The organism is Mesorhizobium sp. M0028 (assembly GCF_040323855.1).
Classification (GTDB): domain Bacteria; phylum Pseudomonadota; class Alphaproteobacteria; order Rhizobiales; family Rhizobiaceae; genus Mesorhizobium.
Map to the genome: position 1 here is coordinate 37713 of NZ_JAMYVG010000015.1, position 15889 is coordinate 53601.

At 59.2% G+C, this 15889-nt stretch carries 14 protein-coding genes; 3 read left to right on the top strand and 11 right to left on the bottom strand.

Annotation, left to right across the window (positions count from 1 at the left end; translation table 11 throughout):
- Positions 1–78: 78 nt before the first annotated feature.
- The 3 genes from nifA (NKJ93_RS23585) to NKJ93_RS23595 all read left to right on the top strand — a co-directional run bounded on the left by nifA (NKJ93_RS23585) (position 79) and on the right by NKJ93_RS23595 (position 4360).
- Positions 79–1851, top strand: coding sequence for a nif-specific transcriptional activator NifA (nifA, locus tag NKJ93_RS23585; protein WP_352591365.1), 1773 nt, complete (start codon positions 79–81; stop codon positions 1849–1851).
- Positions 1852–2088: 237 nt separating this feature from the next.
- On the top strand, positions 2089–3228 hold the full coding sequence (hisC, locus tag NKJ93_RS23590) for a histidinol-phosphate transaminase (protein WP_352591368.1): 1140 nt from the start codon (positions 2089–2091) through the stop codon (positions 3226–3228).
- Positions 3229–3319: 91 nt separating this feature from the next.
- The gene (locus NKJ93_RS23595; RefSeq protein WP_023678254.1) at positions 3320–4360 is read left to right on the top strand and encodes an LLM class flavin-dependent oxidoreductase; all 1041 of its coding nucleotides are present in this window, start codon (positions 3320–3322) and stop codon (positions 4358–4360) included.
- 246 nt (positions 4361–4606) lie between these two features.
- Here the strand turns inward: NKJ93_RS23595 and NKJ93_RS23600 are convergent, their stop codons facing one another.
- The 11 genes from NKJ93_RS23600 to NKJ93_RS23650 form a co-directional block, all read right to left on the bottom strand.
- Positions 4607–4810, bottom strand: coding sequence for a hypothetical protein (locus NKJ93_RS23600; RefSeq protein WP_352457028.1), 204 nt, complete (start codon positions 4808–4810; stop codon positions 4607–4609).
- 159 nt (positions 4811–4969) lie between these two features.
- On the bottom strand, positions 4970–6865 hold the full coding sequence (locus NKJ93_RS23605) for an ABC transporter ATP-binding protein (RefSeq protein ID WP_352591370.1): 1896 nt from the start codon (positions 6863–6865) through the stop codon (positions 4970–4972).
- Positions 6865–8733, bottom strand: a complete 1869-nt coding sequence (locus NKJ93_RS23610; protein ID WP_352591373.1) for an ABC transporter ATP-binding protein — start codon at positions 8731–8733, stop codon at positions 6865–6867. The genes NKJ93_RS23605 and NKJ93_RS23610 overlap by 1 nt, the downstream gene beginning before the upstream one ends.
- Positions 8734–8805: 72 nt before the next feature.
- Complete coding sequence (locus NKJ93_RS23615; protein ID WP_352591376.1) at positions 8806–9711, bottom strand: SIR2 family NAD-dependent protein deacylase; 906 nt, start codon at positions 9709–9711, stop codon at positions 8806–8808.
- Between the two features lie 38 nt (positions 9712–9749).
- A complete protein-coding gene (gene nifT, locus NKJ93_RS23620) occupies positions 9750–9962 on the bottom strand; it encodes a putative nitrogen fixation protein NifT (RefSeq protein ID WP_023678250.1) in 213 nt (70 codons plus the stop codon).
- Positions 9959–10279, bottom strand: coding sequence for a nitrogen fixation protein NifZ (locus NKJ93_RS23625; RefSeq protein ID WP_352450751.1), 321 nt, complete (start codon positions 10277–10279; stop codon positions 9959–9961). The genes nifT and NKJ93_RS23625 overlap by 4 nt, the downstream gene beginning before the upstream one ends.
- 99 nt (positions 10280–10378) lie before the next feature.
- Entirely contained in the window at positions 10379–10573 is a 195-nt protein-coding gene (locus NKJ93_RS23630) for a 4Fe-4S dicluster domain-containing protein (protein WP_352457023.1), read from the bottom strand.
- A gap of 30 nt (positions 10574–10603) precedes the next feature.
- Positions 10604–12082: a nitrogenase cofactor biosynthesis protein NifB gene (nifB, locus tag NKJ93_RS23635; protein ID WP_352591379.1), complete on the bottom strand. Its 1479-nt coding sequence runs from the start codon at positions 12080–12082 to the stop codon at positions 10604–10606.
- 238 nt (positions 12083–12320) lie between these two features.
- On the bottom strand, positions 12321–14084 hold the full coding sequence (nifA, locus tag NKJ93_RS23640) for a nif-specific transcriptional activator NifA (protein WP_352591381.1): 1764 nt from the start codon (positions 14082–14084) through the stop codon (positions 12321–12323).
- Between the two features lie 180 nt (positions 14085–14264).
- Entirely contained in the window at positions 14265–14564 is a 300-nt protein-coding gene (locus NKJ93_RS23645) for a ferredoxin family protein (RefSeq protein ID WP_023678245.1), read from the bottom strand.
- A gap of 11 nt (positions 14565–14575) precedes the next feature.
- Entirely contained in the window at positions 14576–15883 is a 1308-nt protein-coding gene (locus tag NKJ93_RS23650; RefSeq protein ID WP_352591524.1) for an FAD-binding protein, read from the bottom strand.
- Positions 15884–15889: the final 6 nt, after the last annotated feature.

Below are 15889 nucleotides of genomic sequence, written 5' to 3' on the forward strand. Positions count from 1 at the left end.
ACATTTTCGCGCTTGCCCGCGACGTCGCGGGCGCACATGCCGCCGGCATGCATTTCATGGCGCGAGATCGAGGATCACATGCACCACAACATTCCCAAATCAGAACAAAATGCCAGCGAGTGCCGCATTTCGCTTCCGGATGCGAAAAGGCCTTACCCAAAGTCCGAGACGAACACCGCGGTCCCTTTTGTGCCATCGCACGAGCACGCGCTTACCGGCATCTTCGAAATATCGAAAGTACTCACCGACCCCGCCCGGCTCGAAGTCACGTTGGCCAAGGTCGTCGATCTCCTGCCCTCGTTTGTGCAGATGCGGCACGGCATCATCGCTCTCTTCGACGCTGAGGGCATACTGGACATCACCGTAGTCACCGGCTCCGACGAGAACAGCGATGAGCGCTCCCGGATGCGTCTGCCGCGCAAGGCAATCGATCGGATTGTGACGACGGACACGCCGCTCGTCGCCGAGAACATAGCGGTGCATTCGGCCTTCACTGCCGCTGACATAGAGGTGCTTGGGGCCTCCGACCCCGTGTCCTTCATCGGCGTTCCCATTCGTGTTGATGGGAACGCCGTAGGCACGCTGACTATCGACCGCGCCTTGGACAGCAGGTCAACGTATCGGCTCGATTATGATGTTCGGCTGCTCACCATGATCGCCAACATGGTGGGACAGACAGTCAAGTTGCACCGCTTCTCCGCGGGCGACCGCGAACGACTGACAGAGGTGGAAGATCGGCTGCAAACGCAATTCTCTGATGTCAAGCACCCTGCACCGCAGCGCAAGAAGGTTCACGTCAAGGGGATGATTGGCGATAGTCCGGCGCTAAGCGCGCTGCTCGAGAAGATCGCAGTGGTAGCTAAGGCAAAGACCACGGTTCTGTTGCGAGGCGAATCCGGTACCGGGAAGGAGCTGGTCGCCAAGGCAATTCACGAGTTGTCGCCGCGCGCCAAGCGGCCCTTCATCAAACTCAATTGTGCAGCGCTGCCAGAGACAGTCCTGGAATCCGAATTGTTCGGTCATGAGAAGGGTGCCTTCACAAGCGCGTTCAATTCCCGCAAGGGTCGCTTTGAGCTCGCCGACAAGGGGACGTTGTTTCTGGATGAGATCGGCGAGATCTCGGCCTCCTTCCAGGCAAAGCTACTGCGCGTGCTGCAGGAGCAGGAGTTTGAGCGCGTCGGCAGCAACCAGACCATCAAGGTCGACGTTCGCGTGATTGCCGCCACGAACAGGAACCTTGAAGAGGCGGTTGCAAGGAATGAGTTCCGCGCCGACCTATATTATCGCATCAACGTGGTTCCCTTGCTGGTGCCGGCATTACGCCAAAGGCGCAGCGATATTCCGCTCCTCGCAGCTGAGTTTCTCAAGAATTTCAACGATGAGAACGGCCGTACGCTGACCTTCGATGCGCGTGCGATTGAAGTACTGATGAAATGTGAATTTCCCGGCAACATTCGCGAGCTTGAAAATTGCGTGCACCGGACAGCGATCCTGGCGGAGGGACGATCAATCGGGAGAAACGACTTTGCGTGCTCCCACGACCAATGCTTTGCCGAGGCGCTGCGGAAGAGCAGATCGGGCAAGGCCGCGCTGCAACCAGCGCCAATCCTGCCAGAGGCAGTGAATCCGGCCACGCCTCCGGATCCGGCCGCTCGTTCGGCCGCCACCACAGTCCCGCCTGCCGGAGCAACCCACTCATTGGGCGCGAGGACCACCGACGCCGAGCGCGTCATTGCTGCCATGGAAAGATGTGGCTGGGTGCAGGCAAAGGCGGCGCGCCTGCTTGGACTGACCCCGCGCCAGATTGGCTACGTGCTGAGGAAATACGGCATCGAGGTCAAGCGTCTGTGAAAGCATGACTCAGGCGGATTAGCTGAGACCGCTTAGCGGCTTGGCCCGCGCAGGGATGCAGATCCGCGTCCGCGTCAAGTCGATCCGACCGAGGACAGCCTGGCCGAATTCCCGTCGTGGCAGCCGGCGTTGCGACCATCTTGTGAAAGGCGACGCTGCCATCGTCAATCCGTCCGCCATGTTGCTCTCGTTGCGAGCTCATACGGATGCCCTGTGCGACTGAAACGGAGATAAAATATGTCCGATGCAAAACTGCAAGCTGTGCTTTCGTCTCTTCCGCAAGGGACGCGACAGTTAGATGCTCTGCCGTCCAACGGACCAGCGCCGGACAGAAGTTTTGTCAAGCTGAATACGAATGAGAACCCGTTTCCGTTGCCGCCAATCATAATGCAAAGTGCAGTGGCGGCCCTCCAGCGCCAGTATCTGTATCCGGACGACGATAACATCAGCTTGAGGGAAGCAGCGTCCAATACCTATGGCGTATCCACGGATCAGGTCATCGCAGGCAACGGGTCGTCTGAACTGCTCGGACTCATCTACAGAGCTTTCCTCGCCCCTGGCGACAAGGTGGCGATGATATCGCCAGGGTTTTCGTTCAACCGCAAACTTGCCATGTTGCATGGTGCTGAGTTTCTCGAGATCGGATGTCAAACTCATTCGCTGCCAATGGACCAATTGCTTTCCGGTCCGGCAAAAGACGCCAAGTTCATTCTGGTGGCCAATCCAAACAATCCGACCGGAACATTCCTCTCGATAAGCAATATCGAACGCCTCGTGGCACAATCGGATCGCCTGGTCGTCCTTGATGAGGCCTACGTCGACTTTGCACCCGATCACGGGCTGCGCCTCATCAACCGTTATTCGAACCTTCTGATCTTGAGAACATTTTCGAAGAGCTATGCCGCCGCCGGCATTCGCGTCGGTTTCGGTTTCGGTCACCCTGAGATTATTGGCAGGCTGCGCAACATCCAGAACGTCTTCAACATGAACGTGATCGGGCATGCGGTTGGTATCAGCGTGCTTGCGCATCGCGGCGCCTACGCAGAGAACCACAAGCACATCAGACATGAACGACAGCGAGTGACAGCCGCACTGTCGCAACTTGGATTTTCCGTAACGCCCTCCCACGCAAATTTCTTGCTAGCCCGTGTGCCAGCGGGACAGGACGGCTCATGGTGGCAAGCAGCCTTGGAGAGGCAAAAGATACTCGTTGCCTACTTTCCGGACAGTGGTTTGGAACATTGCATCCGCGTCAGCATCGGCACAAAAGAGCAATTGGATGCATTTCTTGCTGCCGCTCGCGATATAGTTGGAAGCTTAAACATACCAAGCACCACGGGCGGGGGAGCGTCAGGCTCTGCTCGTTCGGTACGCTGACCCTAATCCGATATCACACATTGCTATCTTTAGACTTGCTTGGTCACCCAAGCACGACAACATTTTTCTTTAAAATCAGGGACAATATCGAGTGACAAACGTCTTTCCTTCAAACCTAGCCTTCGGCATCTTCGATCATCTGGACGAGGACGGCCTCGATATCGCCCGGCAGTACGAAGATCGCCTGATATTAGCAGAGGCGTGCGATCAGCTAGGGTTCTATGCCTATCATCTCGCAGAGCACCACTGTACCCCCCATGGGAGAGGTCCATCGCCGAATCTGTTCTTATCGAGCGTCGCCCAGCGCACCCGGCGCCTGCGTCTCGGACCCTTGGTGATGCTGCTTGCGCTTTATCATCCGCTGCGTGCGTTCGAAGAGATCTGTATGCTGGACCAGTTGAGCGGTGGCAGGCTCGAACTGGGCATAGGGCGCGGTGCTCTCCCGATCGAATTGGGTTACTTCGGGATTGGTGCGGACGCGGTGCCGGGCCGCTATGCGGAAGCCAGCGAAATTCTTGTTGAAATACTTGTTAATGCCATGAAGGTTGGCACGCTGTGCTATCAAGGCCGCCATTTTGAGCTCAATGACGTTCCTTTGACGCTAAGACCTCATCAGCGTCCACATCCGCCGACATGGGTCGCCGCCAATCGACCCGAGTCCGCAGCCTGGGCCGCTGCGAATGGAGCAAATATCGCGTGTGTAGGACCTTCCTCTTCTGTTCGCAAAACTACTGATGCGTTCCGCGCCTATCAAGAGGACAACACTGGCGCGGGCGATCGAGCGCCATTTATTGGATTGCTCCGCATGGTCGTGGTTGGGCGTTGTGACACACATGCCTATTCGCTCGCGGCACCTGCTTACGAACGATGGCTCAAGAGCTTCCAATTCCTTTACGAGCTTAACGCTATCCCCACTCCACCCAACCTGCCGCTGACCTTCGATGCGGCAGTCGAGAGTGAATTGTGCGTGGTAGGATCAGCAGCGTCTGTGCGAGAAGCTCTGCTCAGTCAGTTGGAAGAGGCAGGTGCTAACTACCTTCTTTGTCAACTGGCATTTGGAAATCTGCCCCTAGATGCTTCCCTGTACACCGCGACGACCATTCAATCCGAAATCATGGCTCGACTTGGCTGACCATGAAATTCGCGGTCTGATCCGAAGGTAAATCGTTGTAACAGCGCTCCCTCACATTGCTCGAGCGTGCACGTGGTGGGGATTGGGAAATCGTGAGGGAGGCCAAACTGACGACGAGCCGGCGGCACAGATTACCAGGTTTGTGCGTTGGCCGGCATCTGGGCAAGGTGTGAGACTGCACGATCCTAAGGAGATGATGGCCGAGCGCGTCACGATGCCGGCACGCATCTGCTCGTCGCGCTCGCGCTAGTCGTTGCCCATAGCCCGCCGCAAGAGGTTCTTCTCGACCGGGGCGGCGCCGGTGGCGGCTCCCGCATCCAGCTTCATCAGCGGCTCGGCGGTAGCAAAGCCGTCACTCGCTACGGCGCTGTTGAGGGCGCGCTCGCGAGCGGCTTTGCTACGCCGAGCGACACCACCTGGAGCGAGTTCGCCCGATGTCGCGGCGTGCACCGCGGTCGGATAACGACGCTGGAGGAAATCGTTCGCAGCCGGTCTTCACGATCCGCGCGAGTGCTTTGCATGAATGCTGCCTGCTTCCTCGTCTGCGGCGGCCTGAGTGTCCGCCGGCACGCCCGAAGTCAATGTCAGTACCACAAGGCCGCCAAGACGTCAGGTCTGGGAGCCGGCTTGTACGGTCGTATCGTGTTCTGGAATATCGTCAAAGGAGGCGTAGTTGAGATTGTAGAGTTTGGAATACAGGCCCCCCATGGCTATTAGCTGATCGTGGTTGCCAGTCGCAATAACTTGGCCATTCTGAAGCACGATGATGCGGTCGGCACCCCGGATCGTGGCAAGACGGTGGGCGATGACGAGGCCAGTGCGCCCTTCAAGCAGCTTTATCAGAGCCTTCTGAATCTGCATTTCCGTGTAGCTGTCGATGTTGGCGGTAGCTTCGTCGAGCACGAGGATCTTGGCGTCGGCGACGAGGGCGCGGGCGAAACTGATAAGCTGGCGCTGGCCGAGAGATAAGTTGTCGCCGCGTTCGCCAAGTTGGGTCTCATACCCGTCGGCGAGCCTCATTATGAAGTCGTGGGCGCCGACCGCCTTGGCGGCCTCGATCACCTTGTCGCGCGTGGCTTCCGTCTTGTGGTATCGAATGTTCTCGAAGACCGTCCCGGTGAACAGGAACGGCTCCTGCAGCACCATGGCGACCTGGCGGCCGAGCGATTCCTGGGTGAGATCGCGCACATCATGTCCGCCGACCAGCACTTGGCCCTGCTGAACATCATAGAAGCGGTGGACCAGGGCCATCGCGCTCGATTTGCCAGAACCGCTCGGCCCGACCAGTGCGACCGTCTCGCCGGGATTGACCCGGAAGGAGACATTTTTCAGCACCGAACGGTTCGGATTGTAGCCGAAGGTGACGTCCCTGAACTCGACCGAGCCGTCCATTTCGGGCGAAAGCACCTCGGCATTGGGTTTGTCCTGAACATCGATCTTGACGTCGAGCACATCGGTCAGGCGCTTGCCTGAGGCCATGGCGCGCTGCATGACCGAATATTGCAGGGTGAGTGAGCGGATCGGGTCAAAGAAGCGCTGGATGTAAAATAGGTAGGCAACCAATACGCCCACATCTATGCGGCCATTCATGACCATCGAGCCGCCGACCACAATAACGGCGGCCATGGCGAGGCCGGTGAGGCCATCGACGATAGGCACCATGACCAGTGCATATTTGGCAGCGATCAGGTGGGTCCTGAGGTTGGCATGGGCCTTGTCGTCAAAAAGGATGAAATTCACCTGCTGGCGGTCCATTGACTGGACGGTGCGCACGCCGTGAATGGCTTCGGCCAGCGCGCCGTTGACGACGGAATTAGTCTCGTGTGCGGCCATGAAGGCGTCGCGGGCACGCGGCAGCCAGACAATGCGGACGATCACCAGGACCGGCAGAACCGAGAGCGTCAGGAGGCCGAGGCGGAAGTCGAGCCACAGCATTACGAAAACGATGCCGAAGAGAAGCGCAACATCGCCTACGGAATATACCGAGGTTTCGAGGAATTCCTGTATGGAGTTGACGTCGCCTTGCAGGCGCGACATGAGGCGTCCGACCTCGGTCTTGTCCATGAAGGAGAGCGAAACCTTCTGCAGATGGCCAAACATGGCGCGGCGGATGTCGAACAGGACAGTTTCGGCCACTTTCCCAACCACGGTTTCCTGCATGTAGCCGGCAGCGAAATTGACCAAAATCGCCAAAACGAACGCGCCGACGGCCGCGAGCTGGGCTGAGCGATCGGTCCTTGCCGGGTTCATGCCCTGGTCGAGCGCGTAGCGGATGATCAACGGGATGAGAAGCTGCGTCCCGGTGAAGATCAGCATTGCTGCAATCGTGATGACTACCCTGGCCCGATAGGGACGGACGAAAGCCCAGATGCGCCGGAGGATGCTCTTGTCGAAAGCCCGGCCGAACATCTCCTCCTCGATGCGGTGCGAGCCGACAACCGCGCGCGGAGGGCGTCTGCCGTCGTCACGTTCGGCTTCGACTTCGCCGGCGCGGCCCTGCGCCATCAGCGGGCGCCCCCATACTGGGTCATATTGTCATGACCCGGGCGCGTCTGGAGATCGTAAAGGGCCCTGTAGCGTCCCCGCTTCGCCAAAAGCTCTTGATGCGTGCCGCGTTCTACGATTTCGCCGTTATCGACAAAAAGGATCTGATCGGCATGCACAAGCGCACTCAGCCGGTGCGCGATGATGATCGTCACCCGATCCTTGGCGAAGCGCCGCATCGCCGCGCGGATGCGCTGCTCGGTGCCGGCATCGATCGCGGCCGTTGAGTCGTCGAAAACGACGACGGAGGGGCGCAGCATCATGGTGCGAGCAATCGTGAGACGCTGGCGCTGGCCGCCAGAGAGAGAGACGCCGCGTTCGCCCACGACCGTCTCGTAGCCCGCTGGGAGCCCGAGGATGTAGTTGTGGAGCTGGGCGAATTCGCCGGCGCGTTCGATTCGCTGTCTCTTCGCCCAGGGATCGCCATAAGCGATGTTGTTCTCGATCGTAGTGGTGAATAGGAATGCATCCTGCTGTACGACGGCGACCGCCTTGCGAAGCGTCGCGAGGGTGACATTGCGTATGTCCTGGCCGTCCAGCGTGATGGCGCCACCGGTCACGTCATAAAAGCGGGGGACCAGATGAGCTATCGTCGATTTGCCCGAACCCGGCGGACCGACGATCGCGATCGTCTTTCCTCTACGGGCCTCAAAGCTGAGGTTCTTCAGAATGGCGCGGTTTTCGGCGCTGGGGTACGCAAACGAGACATTGTGGAAGCGCAGAGTGCCGTCGCTTATCTCGAGCGGTCTGGCCTCGAGAGCATCCCTGATTGTGATCTCCTGGTCGAGGAGACCGAAAAGCCGCGAACCGCAGCTAGAAGCGCGGGCAAAGGCATTGACCATGAGGCCGATCTGGCGGACTGGCATTTGCAGGATTGTCATGAAGGTCAGGAAGGTCGCCACCGTTCCGACGCTTATCTCGCCAGCGACGAGCTTGCTGCCACCGATCCAGAGCACCAATCCAATTGCGAAAAAGAAGGACAAGGTCATCGCCGACGTGCTGGGCACGTAGATGTCAACTCGGTCGTGGGCGAGGTCGAGCGCGTTCTTGGAAGCGCCGTCGAACTTCAGCATCTCATAGGCTTGAGCCGCAAAAGCGCGGACCACGCGGATGCCTGCGAGATTTTCCTCCATCACGCGGCTTAGTACTGAAAGCCGCTCATGCAGGTCGAGCCAGGTGGCGCGCAGCCTAAGCTGTGTGGCCGATGAGCGCCAGGCGACAAAAGGCACGAAGCTCAGCGCGACCAGGCCGAGCATGGGATCCGTCGAGATCATCATGTAGGCGCCGATCCCGATCAGTATGGTGAGCAGGAGCACGCGAACGAGCGCGGTGGAAAAATACATCCGCACGCCTTGGAGATCGAGCATTCCGATGGTGATCAGATCGCCTGAATGGACCCGGTCGTGAAAGGAAAAGCTGAGACGCTGGATCTTGTCGTAGTAGGCGAGCCGCAGTTCGTACGCGACATGATGCCCGACGGCTTCGGCAAAATAGTTCTGCGCCATCGTGAAAAGGCCGCGTAGCGCGCTGACGGCGAGCAGCAGGAGAGCCGGGGTCCAGAGCGCTTGTCCTGCCGCGGTCCCCGCGACACCGCCCCCGATGGCTGTCTGGGTCTGGTCGACAGCCCGGCCGAGAAGCTGGGGAATGAGCAACTGGAGGATTGCCGCCATGATCGTCGAGCCCATAGCGAAGGCGACCTGCCAGGGATGCCGCAAATTCATACGCGTGATGCGCAACAGCGTACTCAAATCCCGGCCCCAGTGCGCCGCTTCCACATCGGTCAACGAATTCAGAGCGTTCGTTGCGCTGCCGATAGCATCACTGCTCACGGTTGATTCCCGACTGCATTTTGCGCCTTCGAGGCAAGCCGAAGGACCAATCATCAAAGGGTCCCGCCATTGTTAATCCTGTCCACCACCTGCAGCAGGGCGCGTTCCTATAAGCCGAGCCGCGGCTTCACCTACTGGCATGTCGATCACCGTGACTCCGCTTGCCGCAAGGAAACGCGCTTCGTTTCTGGTCAGCGTTTCCGCGTCCATTACCGCGCAATATGGACCTCGGGAGCGCTTCATGATCTGCCTGGCGTAGGTGCGCAGCATCTGATCGTTGAAGCGGCAGCCAACGAAGAAAAATCCACGGGTGATGCGCCGTTCCTTCACCAGGTCTGGGATCGGTGTCTGGATATCGATTTCGGTCAGGACTTCGACATAGTCGGAATCTGCGACGAGAAAGTTTTGCGCCGGCCTAATACTCCCGTGAGGTGTATAGAGAACCGTCTTTGCCCCCGATCGGGGGTCGAGTTCCCTCCCGGACAAATCGTAGGTTTTCGTCCAAATGTTACCGATTTCGTTCGCCCGCGTGACGCCTTGTATCTCAACGACGTCCGTTCGGCCGGTCTCTACGAGAGCCGTGCGCATCGCGCCGTCGTACCAGCTGTCGACGATGAGGGAGAGCGGCAGCCTTGCGAGCCAGGCGTGGAGGAGGGTCGGCGCCACCGGCGCTGCGAATATGTCGGTCATCCAAGCTTGAAGCGTTCGGCGATGCCGGCGCTGTTCGATGAACTGCGCAACCGACCACATATTGGTGCGGATCCTGGAAGGGGCTGGCGCCCGTGCATTGAGTGCCGCGGCAACGACCTCGGGCGTATGCGGCACAGGCGGTTCCGCACAGTTGAACCCAAGAAGACCCGGACCGAGATAGGGGATCACCTCATCGGAGGCGAGCGCTTCCTTCGCAAGGTCAAGCAGCTTTTCGGCAAAACTGTCCCGCACGATGACCAGGTGGCCCGATGTCAGGATTGTGTTCATGCTCGTTTCCTCGCGACGCACCTTATGAACGGGCAGCATCAGTCCTCTTCGGAAACCTTCCTTGCCTCGACGGTGATCGGCAGACGCGTATCCCGTGGAAGATCGGGTAGGAGGAGCCGCCACCCGTTCCTGAGCGTCACAGTTCCGCCCCACAACTCTTCCTTCTCGAGCTTGATGATCGGCTCTTCGAGGTCCTTCTTCGGGACATACGCCGACAAGCCAGCATCGGTCCTGCGGATCATGACTTTCATCTGGCCGTCCCTTCATTGGTATTGCTATCAGCACTGCAGGGCACCTCGGCTTTGTCGAGGCTCATCAGTTCACGCGCTCGCATGCCGACGACTGTGCCACGGTCGATCCATTCGACCGCATAGATGAAGAACTGCTGGAGAAAGGTGCCAATGTCGCGCACATATCCCTCGTCGCCCTTCCGCACGAGATTTTCGCCGATCTCCCTGCCAGGATAGGTGCCGTCATTCTTTATGTGGCGAGTGGCACGTACCCGCTCTCCCGGCATGAATCGTGGAGGCCTGCGGATTTCGACCTCCTCTTCGCGTCCGAGCGACATGTCCGTTCCCTGATTTCTCTTGAGGCTGCAGATTGTGAACAAAGGCGTTCCAGGCGTCCTGCGAAGGCATCCCCGACCATGTCGGCAGCCCAATGTCCGTCACGCAGGAACGCAGGTCTTCGGCACCGGGCATACCGAGGCACATTGCTGCGCATCGAAGACCCCCTCGCACTCAGTGCACTTGTGCGGCTCGATCACGTAGCTCTCGCCTTTGAACTTGATCGCGCCGGAGGGACATTCGAATTCGCAGGCACCGCATTGGGTGCATTGGGATGCGATGATCTTGAAAGCCATTTTAACTCCTGGTCCGAATGATGAGACAGCTCAGGCCGTCGCCGCGAGTGCGGGGGTCCCACACGCGGCGGCGTAAATCGCGCTGATTGCGGTCTCGATATAGTCGTGGGCATATGCGTCGGTGGCTTGGATTCCAGCGTCGGCGAGCTGATCCTGCGGGCAGTTTCCGATCTTGGCGCACAGCACGATATCTATGCCTTCAAGCGCTGCGATGACGCCATCGAGGGCGGCTTCTCCGCCCCAGCCGCCGAGGCAATACTGCTCCACCTTCCGATGCCCGACAAAACTGATCCCTCTCGGCGAGGCTTGATAAACCTGGAATTCCTTCGCATGGCCGAAATGTTCATTGACGCGGCCGCCGCCCTTGGTCGCCACCGCGAAGAGAAGGGACTTGCCGGGGCTCGCTGCCTTGACCAATCCGATCGCTTCTCTCCTAGCCGCCACGTGATCACGGCGCTCCTCCGCGACCAGCTCCCGATAGGCCTTGCGATTGCTGGCATCGTAGGTGACCTCGCCGGGAATCCGGTCGACTGTGAATTCCTGGCCACGATCCTCACCGAGCAGGCCGACGGCATCTGCCCGGCACTGCCGGCAGTGGCGCATCAACTGGGCGCCGCCTTCGACACGATCCTGAAGAGCCTTCATCTCCATTGCGTTTGGGCCGCGTTGCCCGCTCAGTCCGTAGTGCGTGCCGTGCGCCGGGTCCGAAATCAGCGGCATGAGGTTGTGCAGGAACGCGCCTCGCTCCTTGACCCATCTATTCACCTCGATCAGATGCTCATCGTTCACGCCGGGGATCATCACCGAATTGATTTTGGTGAGGATGCCGCGCGCGGTCAGCATCTCCAGACCCAACATCTGCCGCTCGTGCAGGATCCGGGCGGCTTCGATGCCGACGTAGCGGCGATGGTCGTAAAAGATCCAAGGATAGATCTTTGCACCGACCTCAGGGTCGACCATGTTGATGGTGATCGTCACGTGATCGACATTCATGTCGGCAAGCTCATCGACATGGTCCGGCAGCGCGAGCCCATTCGTGGAGATGCAAAACTTGATGTCTGGGATTTCCCTGGCGACTCGTTCGAACGTTGCCTTCGTCTTCTTCCAGTCGTAACAGGCATCGCCAGGTCCGGCGATGCCGAGCACGGAAAGCTGCGGCACCTCGTTGGCGACCGCGATCACCTTGCGTAGCGCCTGGTCGGGCGTCAGCTTTTCGGAGACCACCCCAGGCCGGCTTTCGTTGGCGCAGTTATATTTGCGATTGCAGTAGTTGCACTGGATATTGCAGCCGGGCGCGACCGCGACGTGCATGCGCGCGAAATAGTGATGCGCCTCTTCTGAAAAGCAGGGGTGATCCTTGATCTTCTCCCAGACAGCCGGATCCGTGTCGTCCGGCTTTATCGACGAGCCGCAGGACGAAGACGCGCAGGCACCGTCTTTCACGGTGGCAAGCAACGGGTCACCGAATGTCGTGCTGAGGCTCTCAAGCGAAATTGCCGGTGCGGACATCGAACGGCTCCGTTGCTGGGTGAATGTCGCAGTTCAAGCCGCAAGAGCTATGCCAGCTCAAAGAGCGGTTTTGGTTCACGAATTGGCTTTCGTGTCGGATTCCGTCGGGTTGCTCCGACACACCTTTGTCGGGCTTCCGACAGTGGACAAGCAAATCGGGTCGCCAAGGCTACCAGCCTTGGGCGCGCAGAGTGTGAGGGAGACTACTCCGGGCTTGCGTTTGACGTCATCACAACGTCTAGAATTTCTTCACCTCGATGCCATGTCGGCGCAGCGCGTAGCCGATTTGCCGCGGCGTGAGGCCGAGGATACGAGCCGCCCTGGCCTGAACCCACCCGGCTTTGTCCATCGCGTCGATCAGCCGGTCGCGTTCCGTCAGACACGGGGGACAAGCGGGATCGTTCGGATCGCCGGCCGTAAGGGGAGATACGTTGCCTGCGGAGGCACCGATGCGACTGGCCGGCAGCCGCAATCCGACCGGCCCTGCGTTGACCCGTGCGAGATCGTCGATGGTATTGCCGCCATTCGAGCGGTCGGCTCGCTTCCAGAGGAGCCAGGAAAGGCACTGGCTCTTCTTACAGGCGAAATCGGATGGCGTGATCGTCCTTGAACGCGCAAGTGTGGCCGTCCTTTGGACGCAGTTCTCCAGCTCGCGGACGTTACCAGGGAAGTAGCATTGCGAGATCAGGTCAAGCGCCGACGGCGCGAAGGCGAGTGCGCGATCGTTCTCCTTGTTGAATCGGTTGAGGAAGGCGTTCGCAAGGCGTGGAATATCGCCGGGTCGCTCTCTGAGCGGAGGCAGGATAATCGGCACCACATTGATGCGGTAATAAAGGTCGGCCCTGAACTCCCCTTTTATGACGGCCGTCTCGAGGTCCTTGTTGGTGGCGCATATGAGGCGCACGTCGACCTGTAGCGTTTTGGTGCCGCCGACTCGCTCCAACTCGCCTTCCTGCAAGACACGCAACAGCTTGGCTTGAAAGGCCGGCGAAATCTCGCCGATTTCATCAAGTAGCAGCGTTCCCTCATTTGCCAATTCAAAACGACCGGCGCGCTGGGAGATAGCACCCGTGAAAGCGCCCTTTTCATGCCCAAACAGTTCTGACTCCAGAACGCTTTCAGACAGTGCGGCGCAGTTCAATTTGACGAAAGACTTCTTCCTCCGACGTGAGAGCTTATGGATGGCTTGCGCAAAGAATTCCTTGCCGGTGCCGCTTTCACCCCGCAGTAGCACGGTGGAATTGGTCCCTGCTACGACCGAGACGGTTTCGAGCACCTGCTTGAGTGCGGGGCTTTCCCCGATGATCCCGTCGATTTTGACATCCGCATGCCGGGCAGGGTCGTAGGTCCTCCCCTCGTTGGGCGATTTCTCCGGTCTCCATTGCTCATGGACAGACCGCTGACGATCTGTACTCAGGATGCGATGGAGACGGATCGTCCGGCCGACAAGGTTGGCGACCATGGTCAGGAAGTATGTGTCCTCGTCGTCGCGAAAGTCGGTGGCGCCGTCTCCGGCGCGGTCGATCGACAATGTCCCAAGGATTTTATGATCAGCCTTTAGCGGGATACCGATAAAGGCAATTGGGATGGTGCCGCTGCTCGAAGATGTTTGAAGGTCAGCCTGAAATAGTTGGGACTTGCGGACGTCCGGTATGAAGAGCGGCGTCCCCGTAGCGACGATTTGATCTGTTATGGCCTGTGGTATGACGCGGCGAGTGCCTGATTGAGGTGCGTGGGTATTGCCGGCAGTTGCGGCAATCTCCGGCTCTCCTTCAGCGTCCAGGACGACGATTGCTCCGTGACGCATCTGCAGAAACGAAGGCAGGATGTTCACGACATTGGCGAGCGTAATCTCCAGCTCGCTGGGGGCGGTCAGCACCTTCGATATCTCGTAGAGTCCCCTGAGCGCGATATCTGCTTGGGGCATGCTTTTGATGGGCGGTTCAGGGCGGGTATCCCGAGGTGCTACCTCGTCGACCCGATCTTGCGGTACGTGAGCCATGGAAACACCTCAGCGGTTGTCGTCCAGAGTGCTCCTCCTTTCGTGTCTGAGTCTGAATTGTGAAAGCACAGTATTCACGAGCTTCTCTTCGTGGCGCGGCAATTCAAGCAAAGATAGACTTGGCGTGGTCGCGACCTCAGGTGTACCAAGATTGACCCTCTTGATACGGTGCGTGCGTCCTCATCCGAATTTGAAGAGGACTCCGAAGCCGCCGCGTGGATAGTTCCACTCGATCTCGCCACTGGTCTCGCACAAAATCCGGCAGGTGCCGCACTCCATGCAGCCGTCGGCAGTGATCTCCACTTGACCTTTGTCGTTCAACTCATAACATTTCGCGGGGCAGACGTGGGTCAGCGCGAGCAAGTTCGCGCTTGGCCTCTCGTGCGGTCGCACTTTGATATGCGGACGGCCAGAATCCACCAAGTAGCGGTTCTGGTAAAGCTTGTCCTCGACACGTGACTTCGTCACTGCGATCGTCATTTCGTCTCCCCTCAGCGCCACGCCAATGCAAGGCGGACCGCGTCGCTGACCAGCCCCCAGCGCGAGCGCGCCTTGATGAAGGCCGCCGTGGTCGCCTTTTCCTTCTCGATCTTCGGCGTGCCGTCGACACGCATGAAGTTCTGCGCGGCTTGCGACATCAACCGCGGATAAGCCGTGAAGTAATTGCAGGAATTGGTGTGGAGCAAGGCCGGCATGTCTTTGTATTTCCTTAGGTCCTTGACCACGAAGGACTTGTCCAGCATGGCTTTGTAAAGGGCGAGATTCCGTTTGGTCATAGGACCGTTGCGGCTCTTGACCTCGATGATTGCCTCAGCCGCGATGCGGCCGGAGGTCATGGCGAGGTTCGAACCCTCGCGGTGAATGGCGTTGTTCAGTTGCGCGGCATCGCCGACCACGACCCAACCGTCGCCAAAGAGCTGCGGAATAGCCTTGTAGCCGCCTTCGGGAATGAGATGCGCGGAATATTCTTTCACTTCCGAGCCGGCGATCAGCGGCCGGATCGAAGGATGGGTTTTTAAGGCGTCGAGGAGGACGTAAGGGCTCTCGACCATCGCGGCGAAATCGGAGACGAGGCAGCCAATGCCCAGTGAGATCGACTCCTTGTTGGTATAGAGGAAGCCGAGCCCGGCCATGCTGCGGGAGGTCGTGCCCACCGCCTCGATCGCGCAGCCTTCATCGCCTTTGAGGCCGAACCGCTGCTCAATGACCTCTTCGGGCAGGAAATGCATTTCCTTGACGGCGAGCGCCACGGTTTGCGGCTTCGGCATCTCGCGCAGGCCGGCCCGCGTGCCAAGCAGTCCGCATACGCCTTCTGCGAGGACGACCACGTCCGCGTAGATGGCTCCGCCGGCCCGGTCTGTGCGGACGCCGATCACCCTGTCCTTGGCGTCACGGATGAGTTCCGTCACGGTGGTCTCGCACAGAACCGTCGCGCCGGCCTCGCGCACCTTACGCGAAAACCATTTATCGAACTGGGCACGGATGATCGTGTAGCGGTTGGGCTTCGCCTCATTGAAGTCGTCCGACCGATAGTGAATCCCGGTATGGGATGTGTCGTCCATCACCCAAAGCCGCTGTTCAACCAAATGCCGCTCGAGAGGCGCATCGTCCCGGAAATCCGGGATGATCTTCTCCAGCATGTTCGCGTACATGATGGCACCCTGGACATTCTTGGAGCCCGGATATTCACCCCGCTCCAACTGCAGCACCTTCAGGCCGTGGCTGGCCATGGTGTAAGCAGCTGCGTTTCCGGACATGCCGGCCCCAATAACAATGGCGTCGAATTGTTCCTCAATCATGTCCAT

Excerpts from the sequence above, each read along its gene's own strand:
- nifT (WP_023678250.1), bottom strand. The coding sequence starts at position 9,962 with ATGAAAGTCATGATCCGCAGGACCGATGCTGGCTTGTCGGCGTATGTC.
- NKJ93_RS23630 (WP_352457023.1), bottom strand. The coding sequence starts at position 10,573 with ATGGCTTTCAAGATCATCGCATCCCAATGCACCCAATGCGGTGCCTGC.
- nifA (WP_352591365.1), top strand. The coding sequence starts at position 79 with ATGCACCACAACATTCCCAAATCAGAACAAAATGCCAGCGAGTGCCGC.
- NKJ93_RS23645 (WP_023678245.1), bottom strand. The coding sequence starts at position 14,564 with ATGACGATCGCAGTGACGAAGTCACGTGTCGAGGACAAGCTTTACCAG.
- NKJ93_RS23605 (WP_352591370.1), bottom strand. The coding sequence starts at position 6,865 with ATGGCGCAGGGCCGCGCCGGCGAAGTCGAAGCCGAACGTGACGACGGC.
- NKJ93_RS23615 (WP_352591376.1), bottom strand. The coding sequence starts at position 9,711 with ATGAACACAATCCTGACATCGGGCCACCTGGTCATCGTGCGGGACAGT.
- nifB (WP_352591379.1), bottom strand. The coding sequence starts at position 12,082 with ATGTCCGCACCGGCAATTTCGCTTGAGAGCCTCAGCACGACATTCGGT.
- NKJ93_RS23650 (WP_352591524.1), bottom strand. The coding sequence starts at position 15,883 with ATGATTGAGGAACAATTCGACGCCATTGTTATTGGGGCCGGCATGTCC.
- NKJ93_RS23625 (WP_352450751.1), bottom strand. The coding sequence starts at position 10,279 with ATGTCGCTCGGACGCGAAGAGGAGGTCGAAATCCGCAGGCCTCCACGA.
- nifA (WP_352591381.1), bottom strand. The coding sequence starts at position 14,084 with ATGGCTCACGTACCGCAAGATCGGGTCGACGAGGTAGCACCTCGGGAT.
- hisC (WP_352591368.1), top strand. The coding sequence starts at position 2,089 with ATGTCCGATGCAAAACTGCAAGCTGTGCTTTCGTCTCTTCCGCAAGGG.